Genomic DNA, 25,040 nt, shown 5'->3' with positions numbered 1-25,040 from the left:
ACGGCAAGAAGTTTGCCGTTTTTTGTCGACCACTCTTTGTTGATCTCAGCGGAACCCAGGCCTTTGGTAAATCATATACTTTGTGCCAATGAGATTATAACGAATTCTTTTCGGAACGCATATGTCGGAGAAAGACAAAAGAGAGCTGATAGGTAACGAGGGTATGGTTATCCTCGATATGGTGCGCAGGCTGAACAGGCGAGGTGCCACAGATCATTTGCGGAAACTGCTTCTGAAAACTCATCCTGCTGATGTTGCATGGGTATACAGGCATCTGACTGAAGAAGAAAGGACTGTCGTTTTTGGAATAATTGTAAAAACCGAAGCGGTTGGCGAATTTTTAAGTGAACTCGATGTAATGCATGTCACCGATCTGGTGAAGGGGCTGACACCGCAAAACCTCGCCGAGATTTTTACAGCGATGCCCTCCGATGATGCGGTGGATATCCTGGAGGTTCTTCCCCATGAAATCGCCAATGATATCCGAGAACACATGGCCAAGAAGGATCGAGAAGAAGTAGAAGAGCTTCTTCAGTATGATCCTGAGACCGCTGGCGGCTTGATGTCACCGGATTTTATGTACCTTGATGAAGAATCTTCTGCCGGTGAGGCCATCAAATGCGTACAGAAACGCAGTGAAGAAAAAGAGATGGTTTTCTATCTCTATATCACTCACGGTGAACACAAGCTATCCGGGGTTGTGTCATTACGGGAACTGCTTATGCATCCTGCCGACCGCAAGTTGAAAGAAATTATGAATCCTCATGTCATCTCGGTGACCACAGATACTGATCAAGGAGAGGTCGCTCAGATCGTTTCCAAATACAATATACTTGCGGTACCGGTGGTTGACACCAGCTACACTCTCGTTGGTATCGTGACGGTTGATGATATTATTGACGTCATTCGGGAGGAGGCGTCCGAAGAGTTTCTGCAAATGGCCGGAGCCGGTAAAGATCGGGAGATACTCTTGAAGTCGACAAAAGAGAGTGCATTTATCAGAGCGCCCTGGTTGTTTGCCTCGTGGATTGGTGGAATCGTAGCAATGTTTATTATTGGTGCTTTCGAACACGAGTTACAGAAGGTAATTGCACTCGCTTCTTTTATACCGATTGTCATTGGTATGGGAGGAAATATTGCTACGCAGTCGTCGACTATCATTGTCAGGGGTATTGCAACCGGGCGAGTTAATCTCGATGAATCTCTTCGAGTGGTGTTCAGAGAAATGCGAATTGGCCTTATACTGGGCTTGATCTATGGGCTTTTCCTCGGAGTTATTGCCTATCTTGGCTTTTCTGAACCCGCATTGCTTGGTGTCGTTGTTGGTATTTCCATTTTCTTTTGCATGGCCATGTCCGCGACTTTAGGCACAGCCATACCCCTTGTATTGAAACGTTTTGACGTAGATGCGGCTATTGCTACCGGTCCATTTGTAACCACATCCATCGATATCCTTGGAGTTCTGATGTATTTCTCTGTAGCAAAGCTTTTTCTGGAGTTATAGAGAAATGTTAATGAAGATGGTCATTAGAGGGAGTTTCGCCCATTGAATAAATCCTATATCGCTGTTTTTGTAGTTCTTTTTCTGGGTTTATGGGTGCTGATCGATCCTGTTCAGCGGTTATATTATTCCTCGAAAGCTGAACCCCGAGTCGTAGCAGCCAGGGGTGATTTGGCGACTGATGAGCAAAATACTATCGACATTTTCCGCAATAATTCTCAGTCGGTGGTGCATGTAACCAGTATCGCCCTGAGACGGGGATTTTTCTCAATGAACGCCGTTGAGATACCGCAAGGTACTGGGACCGGCTTCATTTGGGATAACATGGGTCGTATAGTCACTAATTTTCACGTAATTAGTGATGCCAGTCGGGTACAGGTGACGATGGCCGATAACACTACTCACAAGGCCATCTTGGTCGGAGCTGCGCCCGATAAGGATATAGCGGTACTGCAGATTGATGCTCCGGGCTACCAACTGCGACCGATAACCATAGGAAGTTCAAAAGATCTTCAGGTTGGACAGAAAGTCTTTGCTATTGGCAATCCCTTTGGTCTTGACCAAACAATAACCTCGGGAATTATTTCTGCTCTGAATAGGGAAATTACAGCAATAACCGGCCGGGTTATCCCGGGAGCGATTCAGACTGATGCCGCTATCAATCCCGGAAATTCCGGTGGACCTCTACTGGATAGTGCTGGGAGATTGATAGGGATTAATACCTCAATCTACAGCCCATCCGGAGCGTATGCAGGAATTGGTTTTGCCGTGGCGGTTGATATTGTCAACCAGATCGTCCCGCAACTCATCAAACACGGCAAGGTGATAAAACCAGGAATAGGGGTGACTCTGGTAGATGAGCGGATTGTAAAGGACATGGGTATCCAAGGGGCACTCATCCTTGGGATAGAAAAAGACAGTCCTGCAGCAAAAGCCGGGTTGCGGCCAACAACCCAATACCGGGGGGACGTGGTACTGGGTGATATCATTGTCGCTGTTGGGAAAACTAAGGTCCAATCATACGAAGATTTGCACACTGCACTCGAACGTCTCAACGTCGGGGCGGAGATCATGTTGACAATTGTGAGAGACGGTGAAACCTTCGAAGTGCCCATCCGCCTTGCCGCTATAAACTGAGTCCCTTGTTTTTACTGGTTTTTCTAAGGTTTCTGCGGGATTCGATATTTCTAGCGCGGGCTAGCTCGCGCATGTCCTTAGTATTGTCGGATTCGTCAACAATTTCTCTTCCGATAATTTCTTCAAGCACATCCTCCATGGAAATAATCCCAGTCATGGTGCCATATTCATCAACAACGAAGAAGAGATGTTGCCTATGATCGAAAAATTCGATGAGTATTCGGTTTAATCTTGCAGTTTCCGGGACGAAATTCGCAGGATGTTTAAATTTTGTCAAGGTTAGCTTGTTTTTTCCTTCAGTGGCTGCCTGAAGGATGTCCTTGCGCATGATGATGCCGGTAACGTTATTCGGTTCACGGTTATATATGGGGATTCGGCTATGGCTGCTTAATTCGTTAAGTTTGGCCACTGCGTTGCCAACCGTCATGTGTTCGTTGAGAGAGAATGTGACCGTCCTCGGGGTCATCACCTGTCTAACGATTTTATGTTTCAGATCGATTATATTGCTGATGACTTTAGCCTCGTTTGCTTCGAGGTCAGTGGAATCCAGTGAGAATGGGGCGATGGTCCGCTGTCCCCGTGTCGACATCTTTTCTTCTGTTTTTTGAGGGAGCAATCTGAAAAGACTTTGGCAAAGTCTGATAAATGGTTTGAGAAGGACAACCAGCATGAGCAGTGGATATGTGATGTATGGAGCAAGTTTATATGCATAGTTTGCTCCGATAGCTTTCGATATAAAAAATGAAAAAATCAGGATGCAAAGGCTAAAGAAGACGGTGAACAACCAGAGATATTGATTGCCGAAGGCTTTTGCTGAAGCGATACCGGCAACAGTGGTGCCGATGATAATCGCTGTGATTTTTAAGGTAAGAAGTGCGGTTGTAGAGTCATCAATATTTGTGCGGAGGGAATGGAGATATTCGGCAGTAGCATGGTGACTCTTTTTGAGAATTTCTATCTGATTGAAGGTAATTGAACAGATAACTGCTTCGCAAAGAGTGCAAAGAGCTGCTAATATTAGTGTACTAATAGCGGATAATGCGATGATCTCGATTAACAAATAAAACTCCATAGATAGAGGATTTTCGGCTTGCAAAGGAGAAATATTTTATGGGTAGTTGAGGGAGCTTGATAGTAAAAAAGTATCGCATTATCATATTCCTGTGGGAATTATACTGCATATTGTCTAATTATAAAGAGTGAACAGCTTGATTTTATTGAATTCCATATTTGGTGCTCCATGAAAAATACAAAGGTTGTCGTTTTAAATAAAAATATTGAGGTTTTTTCCGGAGATCTTCTAGTAGTTTTGGTAACTTTAGATGAAAATGGAGCCTGTAGGGGTGATAATCTCTTTCACGCACTTTTACAATCAATGGCGGATTACAAAGAATTTTCAGGGAAAAAAGACGAACAGATTTTGTTATATCCACCCTTTGATGTGTTAGCGGGAAAACTCCGCTGCCGTAGGCTTCTGTTTGTTGGTTTGGGATATTGGAAGGGAATTATCGATATAAATGAACAATATGAATTATTACGGATAGCCGGAGGATCAATTGCCAGTAAGTGCAAGAGTTGTAGTGCATCGCATGTTGGCATATATATTCCAAGCTCGGGAGATATTCAGGATAGTGCCGTAGGAGAATATCTGATCGAGGGGATACTCCTTGGAAATTACCAATTCCTCAAATACAAAACCAAAAGAGATAAGGAAGACCTTTACCCAGGGCTTTCAAAGATTGATTTGCTGGTGAACAAAAATAGTTCGGGTATTCGTGGTTGCGCTACTAAGGCTATCAATAGCGCAAACGCTGTAAATTCAGCAAGAGATATGGCCAATGAGCCCGGAAATGGTTGGACTCCAACACATTTTGCACAGTATGCTATGGACCTTGGCAAAACGCTCCAATTACACTGTACGGTTTTTGAAAAAGCAGACATGGCTAATCTTGGCATGGGCGGGATCCTTGCTGTCAATCAAGGTTCAGAGGAACCTCCAAAACTGATTGTCCTCGAATATGTTCCTCCTAAAAAGGGACCGACCATTCTCTTAGTTGGCAAAGGATTGACCTTTGATTCAGGAGGAGTGAGCCTTAAACCTGCCCAAGGGATGATGGACATGAAGTATGACATGTGCGGAGGGGCGGCGGTATTAGCGGCAATGGCAGCCATTGGCCGTGAACAACCAAACGTCAGGGTCGTTGCAATTGTTCCCGCTACGGATAACATGGCAGGTGGCGGTGCCTTGAAACCAGGAGATATTATTACTCATTACGGTGGAATAACGGTAGAAATTGAAAGTACTGATGCGGAAGGACGACTGATTCTTGCTGATGCACTGGCCTATGGAATAGAGAAGTATCAACCTGATTGGGTCATTGATTTGGCGACACTCACCGGCTCAGTGATTTTTGCGTTGGGGCATCACTATTCTGGTTTGTTGAGCAATAACGAACAACTAGCTGAGAAACTAATTGCAATTAGTAAGGTTTGTTGTGAACCTCTCTGGCGCTTGCCTCTGGGCGAAATGTATGTAAAACAGATAAAATCACAGGTTGCCGACATTAAGAATACCGGCGGGAAACCGGCGGGATGCATAACCGCAGCTGAATATCTTCACCAGTTTGTCGGCACAACACCCTGGGCTCATATAGACATTGCCGGCACGGCTTGGGATTTTACGGAGAAATCATATATTCCAAAAGGTCCTTCTGGCTTTGGAGTGAGAACCCTGATCGAATTGATCAGGCGATGGGAAGGTAGCGAGTAGGTCGTAAAAAGGTGTTTGGCTTATGCGACGTCTTCATAAACTGTCTACAAAGGTTATTCAGGAGGTACGATACGCCATTCAATACCGGCAACGGAGATTGTGTCTAGCACCTGAAGTTTTTTACCTCTTTTGGTCTCTATTTCGCCATTTACTTTCACTTCACCGTTCTGTATTCGCATAGTCGCCTCATAGCCGTCTTGTGCAATATTGGCGAGTTTAAGGAATTGCCCAAGACGGATCGGCAAGCTAGCAACTCTAACGTTCTGGTATTGTTCTGACATTGTTAAGTAGTTCCTTAGGGATTAGCGTTGATTAAGTAATTTATTGGTTTGATTTTGCATCATGTGGATTAGGGATATTCATTTTTCCAAAAAGCGCTAAGTTTGCAAACAGTTCGATCTGCAAGGAGCTCTCAGTGCAAAACAGTTCGAATTCTTGGAAGAGTATGGTATAAAGCAATAAGTTGTTTTTTCTTGATTTGTTACCTCTTTCCTCGTTTAAAATGGCACTTTGGACGGAGGACTAAAAGTCGAATCTTTTTTTCACAAAGTAACAGGTTGATTATATACTAATTTCCACAAGGGAGTGTAGATTATGCGGATGAATTCATTGGCGAAGAAAATTGGCTGTGGGTGTGCTTTTGTTCTCATGCTCAATTTGCTGTCCAGCTGTTCCACCAGTAGCAGTCAGAGCAGTTCTCAGCCTATTAGAGAGGGCGATTTGACTCCTGTTTCAACGATGGTCGAAAGCTACGGAGACATAGAATTGCCAATTGAAATGATCCTTCAACCGGAAAAGAGCATGGCTATGCGAACCGATTCATTTCAAGGCGGTAAACATGTATACCGGGGCAGGGTACAGATCGGTTCTCTACGTGATTATATGATTACGGCGATGCGGAATCACAAGTGGAAGCTGGTTGCCGAGGCATCTTCCGATAGCGTCGTTCTCGCTTTTACCAAGCCAAGCAGAACTTGTATGGTTGAACTTACCGAAGATATGACTCCAGGCTTTGGAAAGACCCAGGCGAATTTGTATGTGACGGTAGACGTAGCAACTGCAGGGCGTCTCAATCCTTTTGGAGAGCCACTTACCAAATAGTCCCTTTCTCACAGCTCAGTCTATCGATCTGGTCAGTATCAGCTATCAACAATTGGTGCTGATCAGATCGAGCGTTTCGAAAAATTGGATTGGCAATCTTGCTGAGATGCTGGTTATTGTTTGTTGACCAACCGTTGCAGTCTTTCAACGCGCCTCATTCGGTCTTGTCTCTGTTTCTCCTTCTCTTTAGCGAGATCTCTTGTTTCGATTATTTGCAATTTCAGCCACCAGTAGAAGGCTGCAGCCAGCAGTGTCAGTAAGATTAATGTATCGATTTCCACTGTTTGGTCTCCTTTAGTTCTATACTATTGAAAAACACTCTCTTTAGTGTGGAGCAACTGTGATAGCGCTAAACTTTGTTCTATTCTTATGCATAAAATTACTCGGGTGTCAGGTTATTTGTGACCGGATTTCTTAGAAGAACTTTCCAATGTGCGTAGTTGTTTTAATGACAACTGCTGGGGTGGTGAACGGATTGATGGAGAGGAATACCGAAGACACTTCTGACACTCATGCTGAAAACACTTGATAGTTGATAAATAAAAAACAAAAAAGCACTTAATGCGTTTTACATTAAGTGCTTGAATTTGCTTGGTGACCCCAAGGGGACTCGAACCCCTGTTGCCGGCGTGAGAGGCCAGTGTCCTAGGCCACTAGACGATGGGGCCAAATTGTGCTGTCTTATAACTGACCGCGGTTTTGTTGTCAACCATTTCTTGATACAATTATTGCTCTTGCCATTTTACACTATCATTAATCAGCAAATTGGCCTTAAGTGTCTTCCCCGGCCAAAAAGATTTGTTGAGTTTTTTAGATATTCTGCTGTGTTGGAAGTAAGAAATTCTTTGGCGCATCGCCATCGCCAATTTCCTCTGGGAACGCCAGGTGTATTCATCTTGCAGTCGTTGCCGAATCCCAAAACATCTTGGAGGGGGAGGATGGAGAGTATGGCTATGGATGAATGGGCCAGAAAAATAAAATCGTGGTGAACCCCAGTCGCATCATGTAAGGATCTGTTCGCGGTTCTTTTTATGGTTTCGCGAAGGCTGTCGGGTATGGCATTGCTCAAATACCAGCCGACGGTTGTGTCGTTGTCATGTGTTCCAGTATAAACAACACATTCCGGCGATTGGAAATTATAAGGCAAGTAACTGTTTTCCGGGTTGCCATCAAAGGCAAATTGTAAGACCTTCATCCCAGGATAACCTAGTTCTAAACGTAACGCCTCTACCTCAGGTGTGATAATACCGAGGTCTTCAGCAAGTATATTGAGTGGTCCGAGCCTCTTGGTAATTTGGTGGAAAAAGTCAGCACCCGGTCCTTTTAACCATTTCCCACCCATGGCTGTGGCATCTTCCTCTGGGATAGCCCAAAAGGACTCAAAACCTCTGAAATGGTCGATGCGAGTCATGTCCACGAGCTCAAAAAGTGTTGAAAAACGGGCAGTCCACCAGTTTAGTAGCTGTTCTTGCACCTTGATATCGCGGGCGTGCCAATCATAAAGTGGGTTGCCCCATCGTTGGCCAGTCTCACTGAAATAATCAGGAGGGACGCCGGCAATATTTATTGGTCGAAGGGTTTGCCGATTGAGAGAAAAAATTGCCTGGTGAGCCCAGACATCGGCACTGTCATAGCTGACGTAGATTGGCAGGTCCCCGATGAGGAAAATTTGCTTTTGTTTTGCATACTGACGAAGCAGTTGCCATTGTCTGAAGAATTCAAATTGCTGAAATCGATAATAATTTATCTTTTCATCGTGCTGATCGATAAGTAATTTAAGTGATTTTCTGTCGGCTGATGCTATCTGCGATGGCCATTGAAACCATCCAGAGTTGTTGAAAATTTCTTTCAAAGTCATAAATAATGCGTATTCATTCAACCATGTATTAGAATTGATGAATGACTCGTAGCCTGGAGTTTTAAAGGGCTTGAAATTCCGAAAAGCCTGACGCAATAAGGCATCCTTGTACCCACGAACTTTTTCAAAGTCAGTGGTGTATGGAGAAAAACTGGGAACATGGTCTAGATCCGATCGGGCTATAAGTCCTTCTTGGAAAAGCAGCTCTGGGGAGATGAGCAGGGAGGAGCCGGCAAATGCAGAAGTACTCATGTATGGTGAATTGTCAAAAATCTCACTGACTGGGCCAGTTGGCAGAAATTGCCAATAGCTTTGGCCGCAATCGACCAAATAATCTAAAAATGCATAGCTTGATGGCCCGATATCACCAATGCCAAACGGTGAGGGAAGGGATGTTATATGGGCGAGTATGCCACTAGATCGTTTTTTTTGCATAGAGGTTCGATTTCAGGAGATTTTAACACTATTTCCGGTGCGGAAAGTAAAGAAAAGAAAAACTGCCACCTACCTTGAATATCACTTTACCAGTGCTATAGTATAAGCTCGAAAATGATAAAAATAGAAAAATTCGCAGCTGGTAGGGTTTTATTTTATAAATTGCTTTTTACCGGTAGATACTGTATTTATATGTGCTTCTCAGTATTATATATGCTTGCGAGGTCTTTCTCGTCGGCTTTTTTTTTGCCAAAAGATCTTTAATATCATCTGTTTGGTCCTCTTGATGTTATTGGTTAATGCCACTTGCATTTGTCCAGTAGATTGTCCTTCAATTTCAAGATATGGAGTAGCTCCTAGTGCTGCCTGAACTAAAAGAAAACCTCCTCAAAGCTGGAAAGGAAGAAGGCTGCATCAGCTTCGATGATCTCAATGAGTTGTTGCCGGATGATATTAAAGACCCTAATGAAATAGAGTCGATTTTTAACTTTCTGGGAGCGAACTCAATAGAGATCGTTACTGTTGAAAAAAGTGGTGAAAAACGGACTCTGTCGGGTGAAGTATGGGAAAAAACGGATGAGTCTTCTTCCGAGGTTAGCCAAGAAGAAGATATTGTCATGGCTGATGACGAGACCCACGAAGCGGAGGAAACCACCACCACCTATCTTCGCGAAATGGGGCGTTTTGACCTTCTTACTCCCGACGAAGAGGCGAAATACAGCAAAACCATTCGCCAGGGTTTTGAAGCAATAATAAGTGCTATTCGTGAGGACAATTCAGGAGTGAAAGAGGTTCACATCCTTTGTGAACGGATTGACCTCTGGGAAAAACGTGATCCAACGCTCAAGCCGAAAAAGCAGCAGCTTAATTTTATGCGCTATACGATCTTGAGTGCGGCTAAAAAGTATCCGGATATCAGGGAATTGTTCGAACTCCAAGCAAAGCTTGAAGCATATAGCCGCTCGATAGAGGTTGCCAAGGATACCATGATCCGGGCCAACCTCCGCTTGGTAGTTTCGATTGCTAAACGTTATATGCATCAAGGACTAACCCTTGCTGATCTAATTCAAGAGGGAAATCTTGGATTGATGAGAGCGGTGTTTCGCTTTGATTACACAAAGGGAAACAAGTTCTCCACGTATGCCAGTTGGTGGATACGGCAAGCGATTACAAGAGCGATTCTTGACAAGACCAGAACGATTCGTTTGCCGGTCCACTTTCTCGAACTGAGAAGTCAGTTTTTTAAGGCATTTTACGCTCTTTTTAAAGAGCTGGGAAGAGAACCAACTCCTCTGGAAATATCCAAAGCAACCAATTTGCCGATGGATAAAATCCTCTCCATTCTCGAAGCATCGAGGGAACCGATTTCTCTTGAAACGCCGGTCGGTGACGATGATTCAACCCTTGGTGATTTTTTGGAAAACCAGGAATCCCAGTCACCGTATGATGCTGTGCAAACGAGAGAATTGTCCGGTAGGGTCAATGATATTCTAGAAACACTCAGTGAGAGAGAAGAGAAAATAATTCGTCTACGTTTCGGTATTGGTGAAAAGGCGGAATATACCCTTGAGGAGATCGGAAAACTTTTTAATGTCTCTCGGGAACGTATCCGGCAGATCGAGAAAAAAGCCCTTAACCGCTTACGTCATTCAAGTCGTCGCGATAAATTGAAATTTTTCATCGATTGACAAAACGCCTTGATTTCTATTGGTTCAATCACCTAACTATATAATTAGCTTTGAAAAATTACATACATAATGCGGGATTGGGAACTATCCTGGAAAAGATCTCAAGCAAAGAAAGACTTAGTTTAGCTGATGGTTTGTTGCTGTATAAAACTAAAGATATCATAGCTTTAGGATATCTTGCAAATCTGGTTAAGCAAAGAAAGAATGGTGATAATGCTTACTTTATTTACAATCAGCATATCAACTATTCAAATATTTGTACGAACCTCTGCAAATTTTGTGCTTTTGGCCGGGATAAGGACTCTGAGCTTGCCTTTGAAATGAGCGTGGAGGAGGTTAAACAAAAAGTCAGAGAGCGCCTGGATGAGCCGATCACCGAGATTCACATGGTTGGCGGTATTCATCCGGATCTGCCTTTTCAGTATTATATTGAGCTGTTGCAAGGTATTAAAGAGGTCCGTCCGGAGGTTCATATTCAGGCTTTCACCTGTGTGGAAATCGCCCATCTGGCAGAATTGGCCGGGCGATCGGTTGCTGAAACCCTCCAATTATTAAAAGTGGCCGGGCTTGGATCACTTCCAGGGGGTGGGGCAGAAGTTTTCAGCTCGAGAGTCCGGCAACTCACCTGTGAGAAAAAGCTGTCAGGGCATGAATGGCTTGAGGTTGCAAAGATAGCGCACAAACAGGGATTGAATACCAATGCGACCATGCTGTATGGCCACATTGAGACAATAGAGGAGCGATTAGAACACCTTGCGGCGTTAAGGGAAGCACAGGATGAAACTAAAGGTTTTCTTTCTTTCATCCCTCTCGCTTTTCATCCCAAAAATACCAGTATGTCTGATCTCGCGAGGACTACAGGTTACGATGATTTAAAAAATATTGCAGTCAGTCGTTTGTTTCTCGATAATTTCCCGCACATTAAGGCCTATTGGGTTATGATTGGCCCACAAATGGCACAAATTGCCCTGTCTTTTGGGGCGGACGATATGGATGGAACTGTTAAAGAGGAGGTTATTACCCATATGGCCGGTGCTGAAACTGCCCAGGCTATAGGGAGCCGGACACTCATCAGGCTCATCCGGGAAGCGGGGCGTATTCCAATACAAAGAGATACTCTGTATAACGCCATCGAAGTGCATATCTAGTCTGGTAAAGAGGATACAATTTATGCAACTCGATGAAATTAGAAATAAAATAATTTCCGGCCTACGCATAAACGACGATGAGTTCCTTGAGCTTGAACAAAGCGAAGATCTTCTTCAGCTCGGTTTCCTCGCTGATATTGTCCGTCAACGGAAACATCCTGGAAAGCTTGTAACCTACGTTATCGATAGAAATATCAACTATACCGATATTTGCATATCAGCCTGTAAATTTTGCGCATTTTACAAAGACCCAGAAGACAAGACCGGTTATCTGTTAAGCTTTTCCGAGTTGGCTGAGAAAATACATGAAACTCAGGCATTAGGAGGGACCCAGATCCTCTTGCAAGGAGGTCTCCATCCGGATAAGCCACTTGAATACTATGAGGAAATGCTTCAGTTTATGAAGCAAACCGGGATTCATGTGCACGGTTTTTCCCCTCCGGAAGTCTGCCATTTTGCAAATCTTTCAGGAAAACCGGTAAAAGAGGTTTTGCGTCGACTTATTGCCGCCGGGCTTGATTCGATTCCGGGAGGAGGAGCTGAAATTCTTAGTGATCGGGTGCGTCAAACAGTCGCTCCGAAGAAATGCAGCGCCGATCAATGGCTTGCGGTTATGGAAGAGGCGCATCATCAGGGTTTGAAAACCTCGGCGACAATGATGTTCGGCCATATTGAGTCTCGGGAGGAACGGCTTGAGCATCTCCGCCGGCTCAGGCAACTTCAAGATAAAACCGGCGGATTTACAGCGTTCATTCCCTGGCCATTTCAGCCCGGTAACTCCGCATTGACAGACATTACTAAGGTGACCGCAGTTGGATATTTGCGAATGTTGGCAATGTCTCGGATATATCTCGATAACTTTGACAATATTCAAGCTTCATGGGTGACCCAGGGACCAAAGGTTGCCCAGGTTTCCCTCTCATTTGGGGCTAATGACTTCGGCAGTACTATGATAGAAGAAAATGTCGTTGCCGCCGCCGGAGTAAGTTTCAGACTATCCGAACAAGAAATTCGGAGACTGGTAACGGATGCCGGGTTCCAGCCTGCACAACGGCGTATGGATTACAGCTTGGTACAATAGAAGCCATGTTGTCACTTCTCAGCAAGATAAGTCAAGTCTCCTTTTTAAATTCCAACTAGATAACAAGTAATAGGGTGGTAATGCAAATTCTCTCTGCCCAATGGATAGTTCCCATCGCTGCACCGATTATTGCCGAGGGGAGTCTCGTAGTAGGCAATGAGAGAATTCTAGATATCGGAAAGCGTAAAGATATCCTTGCAAGGTATCCGGGATTGCCGGAGCGAAGTTATGACTCGGTTATCATGCCCGGTCTCATCAACGCCCACATTCACCTCGAATTAGCACATCTTAACTGTATCGCACCGGCAAATAAAGAAAGCTCGTTTACCGACTGGATTTCGCAAGTTATCTCTATGCGGGAAAGCTGGATGGGGAATCGTTATGAGATTGTCGCAGCTTTCACTTCTCTTCTTTGTGATCAGTATGCCTCCGGCGTTGCATTGGTCGCCGATATTGGTAATGAGATGTACCCTGAGTTGTATGATCAACCCCAGGAGGATTGGCCAGAAGTTTACAGAATGCTTGAATTTCTGGCTCCCAGTCACAAGGCATTGCTGGCAGCAGAAGAGAAAATTGCCAATCTTGCTGATCGCTATCCCATATGTGTTCATGCAGCCTATTCAACTGCTTCACGTGCGCTTCTGTCTGCCAAACTGAGAAGCAGGCGGCTTGGCCAGGTTCTTTCAATACATGCCGCTGAGAGCGCTGACGAGCTTGACTTCCTGCAAAATGGTAGCGGCAAATTCCGTGATTTTCTTGAGAAAAGAAAAAGCTGGGATGGTGTATTTACCTTTGATGAGCAGGGTTTTGCTGGGACTGTTGTCTATTTTGATCATCTTGGGATACTTGATGATCAAACCTTGTTGGTTCATGCGATTCACGTTTCTGAATATGAGTTAAAACTCGTGACTGAACGGAGAGCACATATCTGTTTGTGCCCTGGCAGCAACCGATTCCTGGCTGTTGGCAAGGCTCCCGTCAAAAAAATGCTTGCTCTCGGATTACTACCGGCTTTGGGGACTGATTCACCGGCTTCTAACAAAGATATTGATCTCTGGCGCGAGATGCAGGTGTTGTCTTTTGAACATCCCGATGTGCCACATGAATCAATTCTGGCAATGGCCACTTTGGGAGGGGCGTATGCCCTCCATAGAGACAATGACTATGGGAGCTTGACTCCCGGTCGATGCGCCAAGATACTTCACGTTTCATCGATAGCCCTCCAGGGTTGTCGTGATATGCGGCAAATTATGGAAATACTGGTGACTGACGGAAGACCTTCAAAAATATCCTGGATAACAGCTGATTCTTAATATATTTCTAATATTACAGAGGTTTTTGCTATGAAGATAGCCGATGAAACCGTTGCAAGAATAGGTATGGTAAAGTACCTCAATACTGCCCCCATACATGAAAAATGGAAAAGTTCCGTTGACCGCCCCAATTGGAAAATTATTGAGGGTGCCCCGGCCGTGCTATGCCGACAATTGAATGAGGGAGCAATTGATCTAGGATTTGTTTCGAGCTATGAGTATGCTGCCAACGCAAATAAGTACAGAATTCTGTCTGGACTTTCCATTAGCGCCAATGGTCCCGTTGGTTCAGTGGTGCTCTTTTCTCATGTGCCGATGGAACACCTTGATAGCGCGCCGATACTGTTTACCTCGCAATCGGAAACATCGACCCGTTTAGTAAAAATTATTCTTGAAGAATTTCACCATGTCACACCGGTATATATAACGGGTGATATTTTGACCGCTAAGGGGGAAGACTATAAGGCGATACTGGCAATTGGAGACGATGCGTTGCGACTGGTTGACAATGCTGCCTATCTTTATCAGTTTGATCTTGGGGATATTTGGAAACGAGAAACCGGATTGCCATTTGTTTTTTCCGTGTGCGCTGTGCGCGAGGAATTCTGTCAGTTGCATGCTGACATGCTGGCGGAAATTCATAGAGAATTACTCAGATGTCGTGATGAAGGTAAAGCGGATCTGAAAATGATCAGTAAAATTTCGGCAGCGCGCATTCCCATGTCCGAGAAAAAATGCTACGACTATCTTCTCGCCATAGAGCACGACTTGAACGTTCAAAAGCGCAAAGCCCTTGAGGCATTTTTCGAATTTCTCATAAAAAGGGGAGAGGTCCCCAGCGAGGCCTTGCCTTTAAAAATATTTTCTTCTATTAATTCCGGCGAATAACAGCCGATTTCAAATCAAAAATCTTAGAAAAAGAGAGCAGGTTGTGGTGAGCGAAAAGCAAAAAATCCTAATAGCAGTCACCGGAGCGAGCGGGATGCTTTTTGTCACTTCATTTCTTAAAGTCATTTCCGGATTAGATTTATGTGTACATGGCATCTGCTCGGCATCAGGCCGAGAGGTTTTGAGAATGGAGCAGGATATCAAGCCAGAAGAATTGCCGGTTGTATCACACTGGTTTAGCCATGAAAACCTGGCTGCACCACCGGCCTCCGGCTCAAGTGATTATGCAGCAATGGTCGTTTTGCCATGTACCATGGGGTCGCTGGGAGCTATTGCTGGCGGGCTTTCACTTAATCTGATTCACCGTGCCGCCGATGTCATGTTAAAAGAGCGCCGAAGGCTCGTCCTGGCCATTCGAGAAACCCCTTTCAATAGAACGCACCTTAAAAATATGCTGGAAGTGCATGACGCGGGTGCTATCATTTGTCCCACCATGCCAAGCTTTTATCTGCGTCCGGAAACACTGGGAGAGGCTGCGGAGACCTATTCCTGGCGTTTGGCCGATCAACTGGGACTTGTCATTCCTGAGAGAAAGAGATGGAGCGATTCGATCAAATTGTAGAGAAAATCAAAATATTACTGGAGATGATCCAGTTTAAGTTAACGATCTTTGCAATGCCGTTCGCTTTTACCGGTGCGTTCTTAGCTGGCAGGGGCGTTCCCCGACCTGCGGTAGCTTTATGGATAGTTTTGGCTATGGTCGGTGCCAGAACCTGTGCAATGGGCTTTAATCGGATTGTTGATCGAAAATTTGACGGAGAAAACCCCCGAACGGCCACCAGGGCAATTCCTTCCGGGGCGGTTCGACTTCGCGATGCCTGGGTAATGGTTGTTGTGTCCGGGGCACTCTTCTTCCTTGCCTGTTTACAGCTTAATACCCTGACTTTGCAGCTTGCACCACTGGCCCTCGGTTTGACTCTTTTTTATTCCCTCACCAAGAGGTTTACTTTTCTCTGCCACCTTATCCTCGGTGTCGCTTTGGCATTCTCACCTCTTGGGGGCTGGGTGGCAGTGTCCGGAACCTTGACGGATTATCCCTTCATGCTTTCACTTGGCGTGCTATTTTGGGTTGCCGGTTTTGATACCATTTATGCTTGTCTGGATGCCGATTTCGATAAAAACATCGGCTTGTATTCGCTGCCGTCAAAGTTGGGCAAATACAGGGCTTTTCGGCTGGCTGGTCTTTTCCATGTTATGGCGTTTGGCTGTTTTCTCCTTACTGGCTGGCAATCACATTTAAACGGCTTGTATTATGGAGGAGTTGCCTTGGCTGCAGGGGCTCTTTTGTACCAACACATGTTGGTGAAACCAGAAGACCTGTCCCGTATCCATGCATCGTTTTTCTCGATGAACGGTTTTATTAGCGTTACTCTCTTTGTGGCAACTTGGCTGTCTCTCCTCAGTTTGGGTGGGTAAGGTTTATGACCCTGCTTCGCCTGATAGCACTTGTGATTCTCCAAGTCTTGTTGCCTTTTGCCACTATTGCCGGTGATGCGGAAGCGGTTATCGACAGTAAAACTCCCCATTATGGGGTGATTGACTCATCCTTACTCGCCATTGGGTATTCAGGTCAGGAAGATCTTGTCTATGATGTGTCCTGGACCGGCGGAATAAAGATTGGTGAACTGCATCTCCAGGTTTCATCTCTACCCGGAGAAGACGAATACGAGATTCGGGCCGCGGTGACTACAAAAAACGCCGCAATAGATCTCATTTATCCGATTAAAGACCTGCATGTTACAAAGGTTCGAGGGCCAAAACGGTTGCCGTATCACTACGAAATCTGGCAAAAAGAAGGGTACAAGTATCGAGCCCATCGAGTAATTGAATTTGATCAGACGACTGGTAATATCAAGTATACCAAAAACAATAAACTTGAAGGGTTGTTTAAGGTCGATGGCGAAACCAATAATGAATTCTCTTCTTTCTTTAATAGTCGATTGATGGATTTTCCCATCGGGGGGAAGTTTATCGTTCCGACTTTTGCAGATAAAAAAAGAGTTGAGGTTGTTGTTAATGCTATTGCCAAAAAGCATTTTGATGAATCGCTTATTGGCCCGGTGACAACCGTGGAGATCATGCCGGTGATGACCTTTAAGGGTTTATATGATAAAAAAGGTGATACCGTTATTTGGTATACCGACGATGAATGCAGGGTTCCGGTGCAGATTAATTCAAAAATTCTCATCGGATCGCTTACCGCGGATTTGGTCGGATATAAGAACCCAGCATGTACTCGCTATCCAGCTGCGGAAGTGAAAAGAAAAAAATAGATATTACATAATGTTAATTTTTAAGGAGTAGAGAAAATGACCTCACCGTTACTCTTGACTGATTTTCCGGCCTTGGTGCTCAAGCATCGTGGAAAAGTCCGAGATATGTACGAGATTCCCGGGCATCCCGACATCTTGCTTATGGTCGCAACGGACAGGATTTCCGCCTATGATGTTGTCATGAATGAAGCCATTCCCGGCAAGGGTGCGGTACTGACGCAGCTCTCCCTCTTTTGGTTTAAACTCTTGGGCGGGATAGTAGAGAATCACCTGATTACTGCAGCCGTTGAAGAGTATCCGGAAATTTGCCATCCCTATGCTGCACAACTAAGGGGAAGATCGATGTTGGTCAAAAAGACCCAGCCGCTGTCCATCGAGTGTATTGTTCGTGGTTACCTTTCTGGTTCTTTTTGGAGCGCCTATAAAAAGAATCCCGTGGTCTGTGGTTTTCAGTTGCCGCAAGGAATGAAGGAATCGGATAAGTTGCCCGAACCGCTTTTCACCCCATCGACTAAGGCTGCCTTGGGAGCACATGATGAAAATATCTCTTTAGCCGAGGCTGAGCGTCTTTTGGGAACGGAAAAAGCTCGGGATATCAGCAGGATTTGCTTGTCACTCTATAAAGAGGCTGCAGACTATGCCTTGTCCAAAGGAATAATAATTGCCGATACGAAGTTTGAGCTTGGCGAACGAGATGGAAGACTTATCCTGATAGATGAGGTGCTGACCCCTGATTCTTCGAGATTTTGGCCGGTTGATACATACTGTCCAGGAAAAGCTCAGCCAAGTTTTGATAAACAGTATCTGCGGGATTATCTTTCGTCTCTGGATTGGGATAAAAATCCGCCGCCACCGGCTCTGCCGGAGGAGATCGTCACTAAAACCAGGTTGCGTTACGAGGAGGCTGTCGGCAGGATAACCGGCCTGTGAAAACTTAGGCAATTTCTTTTTTAGGGTTGTTTTAATGAGATGCCGGTCGTCAACCTTCTTTAACGTATACGGCCGGCATTTGTAATTTATAAAGATAGTCTAAGCAAATAAAGAGTGATAATCAGGAGATCGTCTATTAATCACCAAAAACTAGTCAAGTGTTTTCGTCTAGGCAATACCGAAGGACTGCTTCAAGGGATTGATCCTGAAAGGTATAGTCAGCCTCAAGGAGGACTTTCGGGGTGACCCGCGTGCTGCAGAGCAGCATTTCTTCAGCCATCTGGCCGAACAGCAGTTTTACGGCAAATGCCGGAATCTTGAAGAGGGTAGGGCATTTAAGAACTCTGCCGAGAGTTGCGGTAAGAATCCGATTGTTGGTTGGGATGGGGCTGACGACGTTCACCGGCCCTCGGATGAGCGGTTGATTGATTATAAAATCAACGATAGCAACCAAATCCCTTATACTTATCCAGCTGATAAATTGTTGTCCGTTACCAAGGACACCACCCAGGCGTGCCTTGAATGGGGGAATCATTTTATGCAGTGCACCTCCCTTTGGGCTAAGCACCATACCAAAGCGAAGATTCACGGTTCGAATGCCCATCGCTGATAATCGTTCTGTTTCTTTTTCCCACTGCCTACACACATCTGCCAGAAAGCCTTTGCCTAATGGGCTGTCTTCACTGAAAATATCGTCCATACTGTGGCCATAGTAGCCAATTGCCGATGCACACAAAAAGACCTTTGGTTTTTGAGGAAGTATGGCAATGTAATCGATAAGTTGTCTCGTTCCTTCAACCCTGCTGGAAAGAATTTTCTCCTTTCGTGCGGCTGTCCAACGGCCCTCTGCCACGTTTTCCCCGGCGAGGTGGATTATGGTGTCGAAAACATTCTCGGTGTTTTTGGGCAGAGATTGGGTGGCCCAGAATGCATTCTGGTTGTTATCTTTATTGCGTTTTAAACACTGAATGGAGTGCCCCCTCTGGAAGAGGTACTCAATCAAAGCATTGCCTACTAATCCGGAACATCCGGTCATCAATGTCTTCATTTCTTTGCTATCCCATAGAGAATGTATTGAGAAATGTTGCTTCTACGCAAAAGAGATTATGTCGATGTGGGCAGTCATGCTTGGTGCTGCCACTGAATAATCTCTTCACAGACCTGTTCCTGGCTTAACTCGGAGCAATTAATTGTCTTGTCGGCGTACTTTTGATAGAGTCCCAATCGCTCATCGAAAAGGTCCTGGAAGCTTTGTTCAGGTCGTTTGGCCAAACCACGGGTTTCGTAGTTGCCGATTCTTAACTGTAGTGTTGGTAGGTCGGCATGCAAAAAAACAACGACACCCTGTTGTTTAAGATGCTTCATCGCTTTTTCACTGTACGCAGCGCTGCCACCGGTCGCAATAATGTGATCACGGCAGGAGATAGTAAGTAATACCCGCTCCTCAATTGTTCGTAAGGCCATATGCCCTTCCCGGTCAACGATATTTTGCAGGGTTCTCCCCTTCGATTGCTGGATAAGAATATCGGTATCAATAAAGGATTTGGCAAGCATTTTTGCTAATATTATACCGACAGTACTTTTGCCGGAGCCGGGCATGCCGATAAGAATTATATTGGTTTTATCTTGGTTCATCTTACGTTGTTGAGGGTGAAAGACATGTTGATAAATTGAATTGCACATTTACAGAAGAGGTCAGCCTGGACATTACATCTGTTAGCTGGTTAAAGCCATATATGAACCCGACGTTGTATGGATTTATGTAACCATGGTGAATATTTTATGGGGAGGATTATCTGATTGAAAATAGAAATGAAAAATAATGCCACTGGAATCATCATGTAGTAATGTAACGCTTGTGGATAAACAATTCCAACGTTGGCTCGTAACCGCCTTGTATGATTGTTGATATGAGAGATAAAGGAAAATGGTATGGATTTTTTTAAAAAAATCAGCGCTTGGTTTGAATCGACACATTTGCAACAGCAAATAAAAGATGTCGATTATATAAGTTTGTTTTCCAACCCATGGTTTATTGTTCCCTTTGGGTTGATGATTTCTTACTTCATTTTTAAACAAAAATGGCGGGATCTGATTATAGTATCAGTTTTTGTTGGAGTTTGGTGGGTGTCCGGAACTGAGTATATGAACACTCTCATTGTTGGCGATGAGCTACAGATAGACAAGATTTTGCCGGTAATATTTGGTGGGGCCGGAGCCCTGGGAGTGGTTATTTACCTGCTCTTTGGCAGATCTGATTGAGCGAGGAGTTGTATGGAGTATCGTAATGGAATATTTGTCATTACCGAGGAAGATCACTGCCCACTCTACAATGTTCGAGAAGAGTTGAGTGTCAGTGAGGGTATTTTGACTTTGCCCTCCGGTAAACCGACGTGCCTTACCCTGGCCAGGGAGTTAATAGTTATAGCCTCGACAGAAAATATTCTAGAGAGCTATTCTATGGGCGGAGGTGCCGCAAAGGCAAAATTTGAATGTGGCGGTTGTGTCGGAGTAATCCGTTTTGAATATAAAAAAGAAAAGGGTTTTGCAACACTGCAAATGAAGCTGCTGGCGGCGGCCGAACGGAGAGAAAAGATCAAGGAAACCTCTAATTTCACCGGATTACTTCGATCCATTGAGATTTTCTCCCCTTTGTCCAATGAGGATTTGCTTGATCTCTCGACCCTTCTTGAGGTCGTTGACTATCCTTGGCAATTTCCGATTACTCAGAAGGGTGACCCCGGAAATCGTTTGTATATTCTTCTCTCTGGTAAGGCCGAGGTTATCGATGATCATGGTGTAACTTTGGCTGAGTTGGATCAGGGCGAGGTCTTCGGTGAGATGAGCCTGCTTTCCGGGGAAAGGGTAACGACAACAATTATGGCGGCGACACCTTGTCTGGTGGCAATAATGAATCATAAGAATTTCCGCCATGTTCTCGTTCGTTTTCCTAAGCTCCAGGTTTTCTTTTATAAATTATTGGTCAGCAGAATTACTAAAATGAACATTCAGCGAGCTGAAGAATTGGCTTCCGGAATGGTTGGACAATTAACCGATATCTCGCCAGTTGAGCTTTGCCAGATGATTAATGTCAATCAGAAGACAGGACGACTGAAGATCGAGTTCGAAGAAAAAAGGGCAGCAATCATGTTCAACGAAGGAGAACTGGTTTACGCCGAAATTGATGGTTTGGTTGGCAAAGAGGCTTTTTATAAAATTTTAGCCATGAACAACGGTCGATTTAAATTCACCCAAGGCTTGCCGGATAAAGAAAAACGAAGCGATGTTATTGGCGGGTTTATGGGTATGCTTATGGAAGGCATGAAACGTCTTGACGACAGGAACCGGTAAAAACCGACTTGTTCTTCCCTTAGAGACTTGATGGTAGATGAAACTTGCAGGATACGATTCAAAGGGTGGTATTAACAGAAGATCGTTAAAAGAAGCGCTATTTACTACCTTGGCTCAGCCGGATTTGCGTGTTGTCGACAGATTTCTTGAAAGTTATCCACCGAAACTTCTTCTCAATGCACTTTTTAGTGCTCTCAGCAATCCTCAAGAACAAGTACATTGGCACGGGGTATACGCATTTGGTTTGATTGTGCCCACTCTCGCTGATGAAAATCAGGAGTCTGGGAGAATTATCATGCGCCGTCTTCTCTGGTCACTGAATGATGAATCCGGAGGGATAGGGTGGGGTGCTCCGGAGGCGATGGCAGAAATAATGTACCATATTCCGTACCTCCGCCAAGAGTATCTGCACATGCTTATTTCCTATATGCGGGAGGATGGAACAGAACCCTTTCAGGATGGCAACTATCTTGAACTTCCACTTCTCCAGAGAGGTTTGCTATGGGGCATTGGCAGGATATGTCAGGGACACAGAATTGAAATGGTGGAAAGGCGTGTTGTTGACGATATTGCCGCGTATCTCACTTCTCCTGACCATCATGTCGTTGGCATGGCGGCTTGGTGTTTGGGATTGCTGGGGGTGCCTTTCGATACAACAAAAATTTCCGGATTATTACATAATTCCGGAGAAATACGATTATTCTTCAACAATGTTTTGACAACGGTAACCCTTGGTGAACTAGTCAGAGGTTGTGTGGGGCTGGAGAAAAGTCCAGCTGCTCATGCCTCTGTTTCATAAAACAGACAAAATCACCAATAATTTCAGAGGGAAAACGGAAAATCATTTAGATGCAAAATCCAAACGTTATAGATTTTGCCGGGTTTATTCAGCTTTTCATCGTGCCGGGAGCTGTCCGTGCTAACCTTGAACGTCTCCAACATGCGCTTCAAGATTTGCAGCCACCTCGACGGTCTCTCATTATTCTCCCCGAATTGTGGGGTACCGGGTTTTGTTATCAAGAACTTGACAATCTGCACGATGATATCACTCGTCTCGACCTGGAGTTACAAAATCTTGCTGTGAGATATGGTATCTTGCTGGCTGGATCCTTGCCGGAGAGAATACCTGAAAATAACGGCTATTATTATAACACCATGAAAATTATTGGAGAAAATGGTTGCTACGGGAAATACCGGAAGCAGCATCTTTTTCCTGGTGAGGAACAGGCTTTTTCCGAAGGAACACGAACTCCTCTCCCTCTGCAGACGCCTTTTGGCGCCTTTGGCTGTATGGTTTGCTATGATATCCGGTTCCCGGAAATAGCGAGGGCTCAATGCCAGCAGGGGGCGGATATGCTTCTCTGTGTCTCGGCCTGGCCAGAAAAAAGAATCGGCCATATGCGGGCATTGGCAATCGCCCGAGCTATTGAAAACCAAACATATCTCGTCGCTTGCAACGGTACGGGGAAAAATGGAGAGTTTGATCTCGGCGGGAATTCGCTGATTGTTTCTCCCGATGGTACTGTGCTTTGTGAGGCGGGAAAGTCTCCAAGTGCTGCGTGCACTCCTGTGCAATGGTCACTGAAAGAAGAAGCTCAGAGACAATTTAAATCCTTTGTCATCTCTCCATTTCATTTTTCGAATACAGAGAAAATTGCATCTGCGGACAGCTGTGTTGATGATGCGGAAAGACGCAGTCGTGCTGGGCAAAGGGTGATTCTGATTTACCTGGAACTTGGTGGTTCGTTGGTCGAAGATATTGATACCCTGGAGGGTGCCAGACGGCTTGGTGATCATCTGATTGTTGCCGCCAAAATTTCTAATCCATGCCGGCAAGAAAGCGCAGACGCAGTTACTGATCTTCTGGTGGTTTATGCAGCCCTTGGTTGTGTTGGGGCGGTTTTCCCTCTTTCGTCTATGACACCATCAATGGCCCAGCGCTTTGAGCAGTGTTGTTCTTTGATTCTGCCTGCCGTAAAAGGCGATATCATTAAAAATTCATAGAGTCAGTCTCAGAAATGGTACCTTTCAGGCCAAAATACCGGATGGGAAAGGTGGGACGACATTGCCGCCGAGGGCCAAACCACCGTCCATTCGCAAGATGGAGCCGGTGATATAGCTCGCCTCTACGGCGAGGTAGTAAACACCGGCTGCCACTTCATCTGGGAAACCAGTACGTTTGAGAAGAATAGTCGAATTGATATCGTGTTTTTCTTGCTCGGAGAGAATGTCCCAACCCCGGGTACCTTCACCATGTCGGCTTCGGATTAAGCCAAGCATTAGCTCATTGACCCGAATAGCTGGGGCCATCTCCCTTGCCCATGTTTCAGTAAAGGTTTGAATTGCCCTGTTGGCGGCACTGTAGCCATCATTAAAAAAGGCTGCGGCAGGACCACTGCGGCCGATGATTCCAGCGATGGACGAGATGTTAACAATAGCAGCTCCGGTGCGGTCTTGCATCAGTGGTCTTAAGTGATGGTAAAGCAGCCATTTGGACTTCATTGTTGTTTCTATCTCGAGGTTCCATTGGCCTTCATTGTGGGGCAGTTCATAACCACCATGCACCACTGGCATACCTCCCCGTTCGATATTGTTGATGAGAAAGTCGAGAGCTTTAAACCTGGTTTTGACAGTTTCAGCCAGTTTTTCGACTTCCTGGTTGTTTCTTAGATCGACGGCGATTGTATGAAATTGATAATGGTGAGTATTAAATTCCGCTTCCATCTCGACTATCGATTCTGGCCAATCGAAAACCGGAAGAACAAGGGTTGCCCCAAGTGCTGCGAACTTTCGGGCGATCGCTCGGCCGATAGGGCGGGAGGCCCCTGGGATCAATGCAATTTTTCCTCGGAGTTGCATGGGCCTACCAAAAAATAGCGTTGAGTGGTGGCTGAATTGGCTCGGTTATTGGGGTGTCGATATCATCATTAAGCCGCAGTCCATACATTGCCAAGAGATTATCGTCCATAAATAACTGGTGATCGCATGTCGCCAGAATATTACTGTTTTCCGGAGCAATAAGCCTTGCTGACAGGTACAGCATGCGTCCAGATCGGGAAATAGTTCCGGCAACAACCGCCTGGGCCTGAATTTCCCCTGAGATTTTTGTGAGATCTCTTGAGAGTACCGTTTCTCCTGATTTTGCTTCCATGGTTATTGTGCGGGTGAGCTTTATTTCACGAACGGTATACCCGATTTGCACCATCCGTGAAGAGATGTGTTCTTGGAGCAATCTGCCAAAGCGGCTGGTTTTCTTAAGGTCATTATTGTCAACAAAGGTTGTAACCATTATGGGCATATCCGGGTGGCCAGGCATAAGTGGCGGCATGGCTCGTTCAATAAGGCTGTCGGCAATTTTATATGAAAAACTGATAAGATCGGTGTCTTTGCCGAGAACTTTATGTAACCGGGTGTCGTTGAAGTAGGAGCAGCCTCCCACAAACACTGGGAGGGTTCCAAGCAGAAGGTACAATACTAAGTGGTGAAGGGAAGGAAACGTCCTCGGC

General features: G+C 45.1%; 25 protein-coding genes and 1 tRNA gene. 17 read left to right on the top strand and 9 right to left on the bottom strand.

Annotation, left to right across the window (positions count from 1 at the left end; genetic code table 11):
- Nucleotides 1-121 precede the first annotated feature (121 nt).
- Nucleotides 122-1,504, top strand: coding sequence for a magnesium transporter (mgtE, locus tag OEL83_12550; protein MDK9707870.1), 1,383 nt, complete (start codon nucleotides 122-124; stop codon nucleotides 1,502-1,504).
- Between the two features lie 42 nt (nucleotides 1,505-1,546).
- Entirely contained in the window at nucleotides 1,547-2,638 is a 1,092-nt protein-coding gene (locus OEL83_12545) for a trypsin-like peptidase domain-containing protein (GenBank protein ID MDK9707869.1), read from the top strand.
- Here the strand turns inward: OEL83_12545 and OEL83_12540 are convergent.
- Nucleotides 2,628-3,698 (bottom strand): CNNM domain-containing protein, encoded by a 1,071-nt coding sequence (locus tag OEL83_12540; GenBank protein ID MDK9707868.1) that lies wholly within the window; start codon nucleotides 3,696-3,698, stop codon nucleotides 2,628-2,630. The genes OEL83_12545 and OEL83_12540 overlap by 11 nt on opposite strands.
- Before the next feature lie 180 nt (nucleotides 3,699-3,878).
- Between OEL83_12540 and OEL83_12535 the strand changes: the two genes are divergently transcribed.
- Entirely contained in the window at nucleotides 3,879-5,408 is a 1,530-nt protein-coding gene (locus OEL83_12535; GenBank protein MDK9707867.1) for a leucyl aminopeptidase, read from the top strand.
- A 53-nt stretch (nucleotides 5,409-5,461) separates the two neighbouring features.
- Here the strand turns inward: OEL83_12535 and OEL83_12530 are convergent, their stop codons facing one another.
- Complete coding sequence (locus OEL83_12530; GenBank protein MDK9707866.1) at nucleotides 5,462-5,689, bottom strand: RNA-binding S4 domain-containing protein; 228 nt, start codon at nucleotides 5,687-5,689, stop codon at nucleotides 5,462-5,464.
- Between the two features lie 313 nt (nucleotides 5,690-6,002).
- Here OEL83_12530 and OEL83_12525 point away from each other — a divergent pair, with 313 nt between their 5' ends.
- Nucleotides 6,003-6,509 (top strand): hypothetical protein, encoded by a 507-nt coding sequence (locus OEL83_12525; GenBank protein ID MDK9707865.1) that lies wholly within the window; start codon nucleotides 6,003-6,005, stop codon nucleotides 6,507-6,509.
- A gap of 113 nt (nucleotides 6,510-6,622) precedes the next feature.
- On the opposite strand, the gene OEL83_12520 is transcribed toward OEL83_12525, so the two are convergent.
- The 3 genes from OEL83_12520 to malQ form a co-directional block, all read right to left on the bottom strand.
- On the bottom strand, nucleotides 6,623-6,790 hold the full coding sequence (locus OEL83_12520; GenBank protein MDK9707864.1) for a hypothetical protein: 168 nt from the start codon (nucleotides 6,788-6,790) through the stop codon (nucleotides 6,623-6,625).
- A gap of 311 nt (nucleotides 6,791-7,101) precedes the next feature.
- Nucleotides 7,102-7,177, bottom strand: a tRNA-Glu gene (locus OEL83_12515).
- Nucleotides 7,178-7,266: 89 nt separating this feature from the next.
- Nucleotides 7,267-8,802 (bottom strand): 4-alpha-glucanotransferase, encoded by a 1,536-nt coding sequence (gene malQ, locus OEL83_12510; protein ID MDK9707863.1) that lies wholly within the window; start codon nucleotides 8,800-8,802, stop codon nucleotides 7,267-7,269.
- Between the two features lie 359 nt (nucleotides 8,803-9,161).
- Between malQ and OEL83_12505 the strand changes: the two genes are divergently transcribed.
- The 9 genes from OEL83_12505 to OEL83_12465 all read left to right on the top strand — a co-directional run bounded on the left by OEL83_12505 (nucleotide 9,162) and on the right by OEL83_12465 (nucleotide 18,183).
- The gene (locus OEL83_12505) at nucleotides 9,162-10,490 is read left to right on the top strand and encodes a sigma-70 family RNA polymerase sigma factor (protein MDK9707862.1); all 1,329 of its coding nucleotides are present in this window, start codon (nucleotides 9,162-9,164) and stop codon (nucleotides 10,488-10,490) included.
- Between the two features lie 77 nt (nucleotides 10,491-10,567).
- Nucleotides 10,568-11,638 carry an aminofutalosine synthase MqnE gene (gene mqnE, locus OEL83_12500; protein MDK9707861.1) on the top strand — a complete coding sequence of 357 codons (1,071 nt, stop codon included), beginning with the start codon at nucleotides 10,568-10,570 and terminating at the stop codon, nucleotides 11,636-11,638.
- Nucleotides 11,639-11,660: 22 nt separating this feature from the next.
- Nucleotides 11,661-12,719, top strand: coding sequence for a dehypoxanthine futalosine cyclase (mqnC, locus tag OEL83_12495; GenBank protein MDK9707860.1), 1,059 nt, complete (start codon nucleotides 11,661-11,663; stop codon nucleotides 12,717-12,719).
- Nucleotides 12,720-12,799: 80 nt separating this feature from the next.
- Nucleotides 12,800-14,032 (top strand): amidohydrolase family protein, encoded by a 1,233-nt coding sequence (locus OEL83_12490; GenBank protein ID MDK9707859.1) that lies wholly within the window; start codon nucleotides 12,800-12,802, stop codon nucleotides 14,030-14,032.
- A 30-nt stretch (nucleotides 14,033-14,062) separates the two neighbouring features.
- Nucleotides 14,063-14,920, top strand: coding sequence for a menaquinone biosynthesis protein (locus tag OEL83_12485; GenBank protein ID MDK9707858.1), 858 nt, complete (start codon nucleotides 14,063-14,065; stop codon nucleotides 14,918-14,920).
- Nucleotides 14,921-14,966: 46 nt separating this feature from the next.
- Nucleotides 14,967-15,542, top strand: coding sequence for a UbiX family flavin prenyltransferase (locus OEL83_12480; GenBank protein MDK9707857.1), 576 nt, complete (start codon nucleotides 14,967-14,969; stop codon nucleotides 15,540-15,542).
- On the top strand, nucleotides 15,518-16,396 hold the full coding sequence (ubiA, locus tag OEL83_12475) for a putative 4-hydroxybenzoate polyprenyltransferase (protein ID MDK9707856.1): 879 nt from the start codon (nucleotides 15,518-15,520) through the stop codon (nucleotides 16,394-16,396). The genes OEL83_12480 and ubiA overlap by 25 nt, the downstream gene beginning before the upstream one ends.
- A gap of 5 nt (nucleotides 16,397-16,401) precedes the next feature.
- Nucleotides 16,402-17,253, top strand: a complete 852-nt coding sequence (locus tag OEL83_12470) for a DUF3108 domain-containing protein (GenBank protein MDK9707855.1) — start codon at nucleotides 16,402-16,404, stop codon at nucleotides 17,251-17,253.
- A gap of 36 nt (nucleotides 17,254-17,289) precedes the next feature.
- Nucleotides 17,290-18,183, top strand: coding sequence for a phosphoribosylaminoimidazolesuccinocarboxamide synthase (locus tag OEL83_12465; protein ID MDK9707854.1), 894 nt, complete (start codon nucleotides 17,290-17,292; stop codon nucleotides 18,181-18,183).
- 154 nt (nucleotides 18,184-18,337) lie between these two features.
- Here OEL83_12465 and OEL83_12460 read toward each other — a convergent pair whose 3' ends face one another.
- Nucleotides 18,338-19,231: a TIGR01777 family oxidoreductase gene (locus OEL83_12460; GenBank protein ID MDK9707853.1), complete on the bottom strand. Its 894-nt coding sequence runs from the start codon at nucleotides 19,229-19,231 to the stop codon at nucleotides 18,338-18,340.
- Between the two features lie 74 nt (nucleotides 19,232-19,305).
- The gene (locus OEL83_12455) at nucleotides 19,306-19,818 is read right to left on the bottom strand and encodes a shikimate kinase (protein ID MDK9707852.1); all 513 of its coding nucleotides are present in this window, start codon (nucleotides 19,816-19,818) and stop codon (nucleotides 19,306-19,308) included.
- A gap of 297 nt (nucleotides 19,819-20,115) precedes the next feature.
- Between OEL83_12455 and OEL83_12450 the strand changes: the two genes are divergently transcribed.
- From OEL83_12450 to OEL83_12435, 4 genes are read left to right on the top strand one after another with little or no spacing between them, the layout of a single operon-like run.
- Nucleotides 20,116-20,445, top strand: a complete 330-nt coding sequence (locus tag OEL83_12450; protein ID MDK9707851.1) for a hypothetical protein — start codon at nucleotides 20,116-20,118, stop codon at nucleotides 20,443-20,445.
- 12 nt (nucleotides 20,446-20,457) lie between these two features.
- Nucleotides 20,458-21,534 carry a DUF4388 domain-containing protein gene (locus tag OEL83_12445; protein MDK9707850.1) on the top strand — a complete coding sequence of 359 codons (1,077 nt, stop codon included), beginning with the start codon at nucleotides 20,458-20,460 and terminating at the stop codon, nucleotides 21,532-21,534.
- Between the two features lie 37 nt (nucleotides 21,535-21,571).
- Complete coding sequence (locus OEL83_12440; GenBank protein MDK9707849.1) at nucleotides 21,572-22,333, top strand: hypothetical protein; 762 nt, start codon at nucleotides 21,572-21,574, stop codon at nucleotides 22,331-22,333.
- A 50-nt stretch (nucleotides 22,334-22,383) separates the two neighbouring features.
- On the top strand, nucleotides 22,384-23,538 hold the full coding sequence (locus OEL83_12435) for a hypothetical protein (GenBank protein ID MDK9707848.1): 1,155 nt from the start codon (nucleotides 22,384-22,386) through the stop codon (nucleotides 23,536-23,538).
- A 24-nt stretch (nucleotides 23,539-23,562) separates the two neighbouring features.
- On the opposite strand, the gene OEL83_12430 is transcribed toward OEL83_12435, so the two are convergent.
- Together OEL83_12430 and OEL83_12425 are read right to left on the bottom strand one after the other, a co-directional pair.
- On the bottom strand, nucleotides 23,563-24,393 hold the full coding sequence (locus OEL83_12430; protein MDK9707847.1) for an SDR family oxidoreductase: 831 nt from the start codon (nucleotides 24,391-24,393) through the stop codon (nucleotides 23,563-23,565).
- Between the two features lie 4 nt (nucleotides 24,394-24,397).
- Complete coding sequence (locus OEL83_12425; protein ID MDK9707846.1) at nucleotides 24,398-24,979, bottom strand: FlgO family outer membrane protein; 582 nt, start codon at nucleotides 24,977-24,979, stop codon at nucleotides 24,398-24,400.
- Nucleotides 24,980-25,040 lie beyond the last annotated feature (61 nt).

The sequence above is a fragment of the Desulforhopalus sp. genome (assembly GCA_030247675.1).
In the GTDB taxonomy this organism is placed as follows: Bacteria; Desulfobacterota; Desulfobulbia; order Desulfobulbales; family Desulfocapsaceae; genus Desulforhopalus_A.
This window is presented reverse-complemented; position numbering and strand designations above follow the sequence as displayed.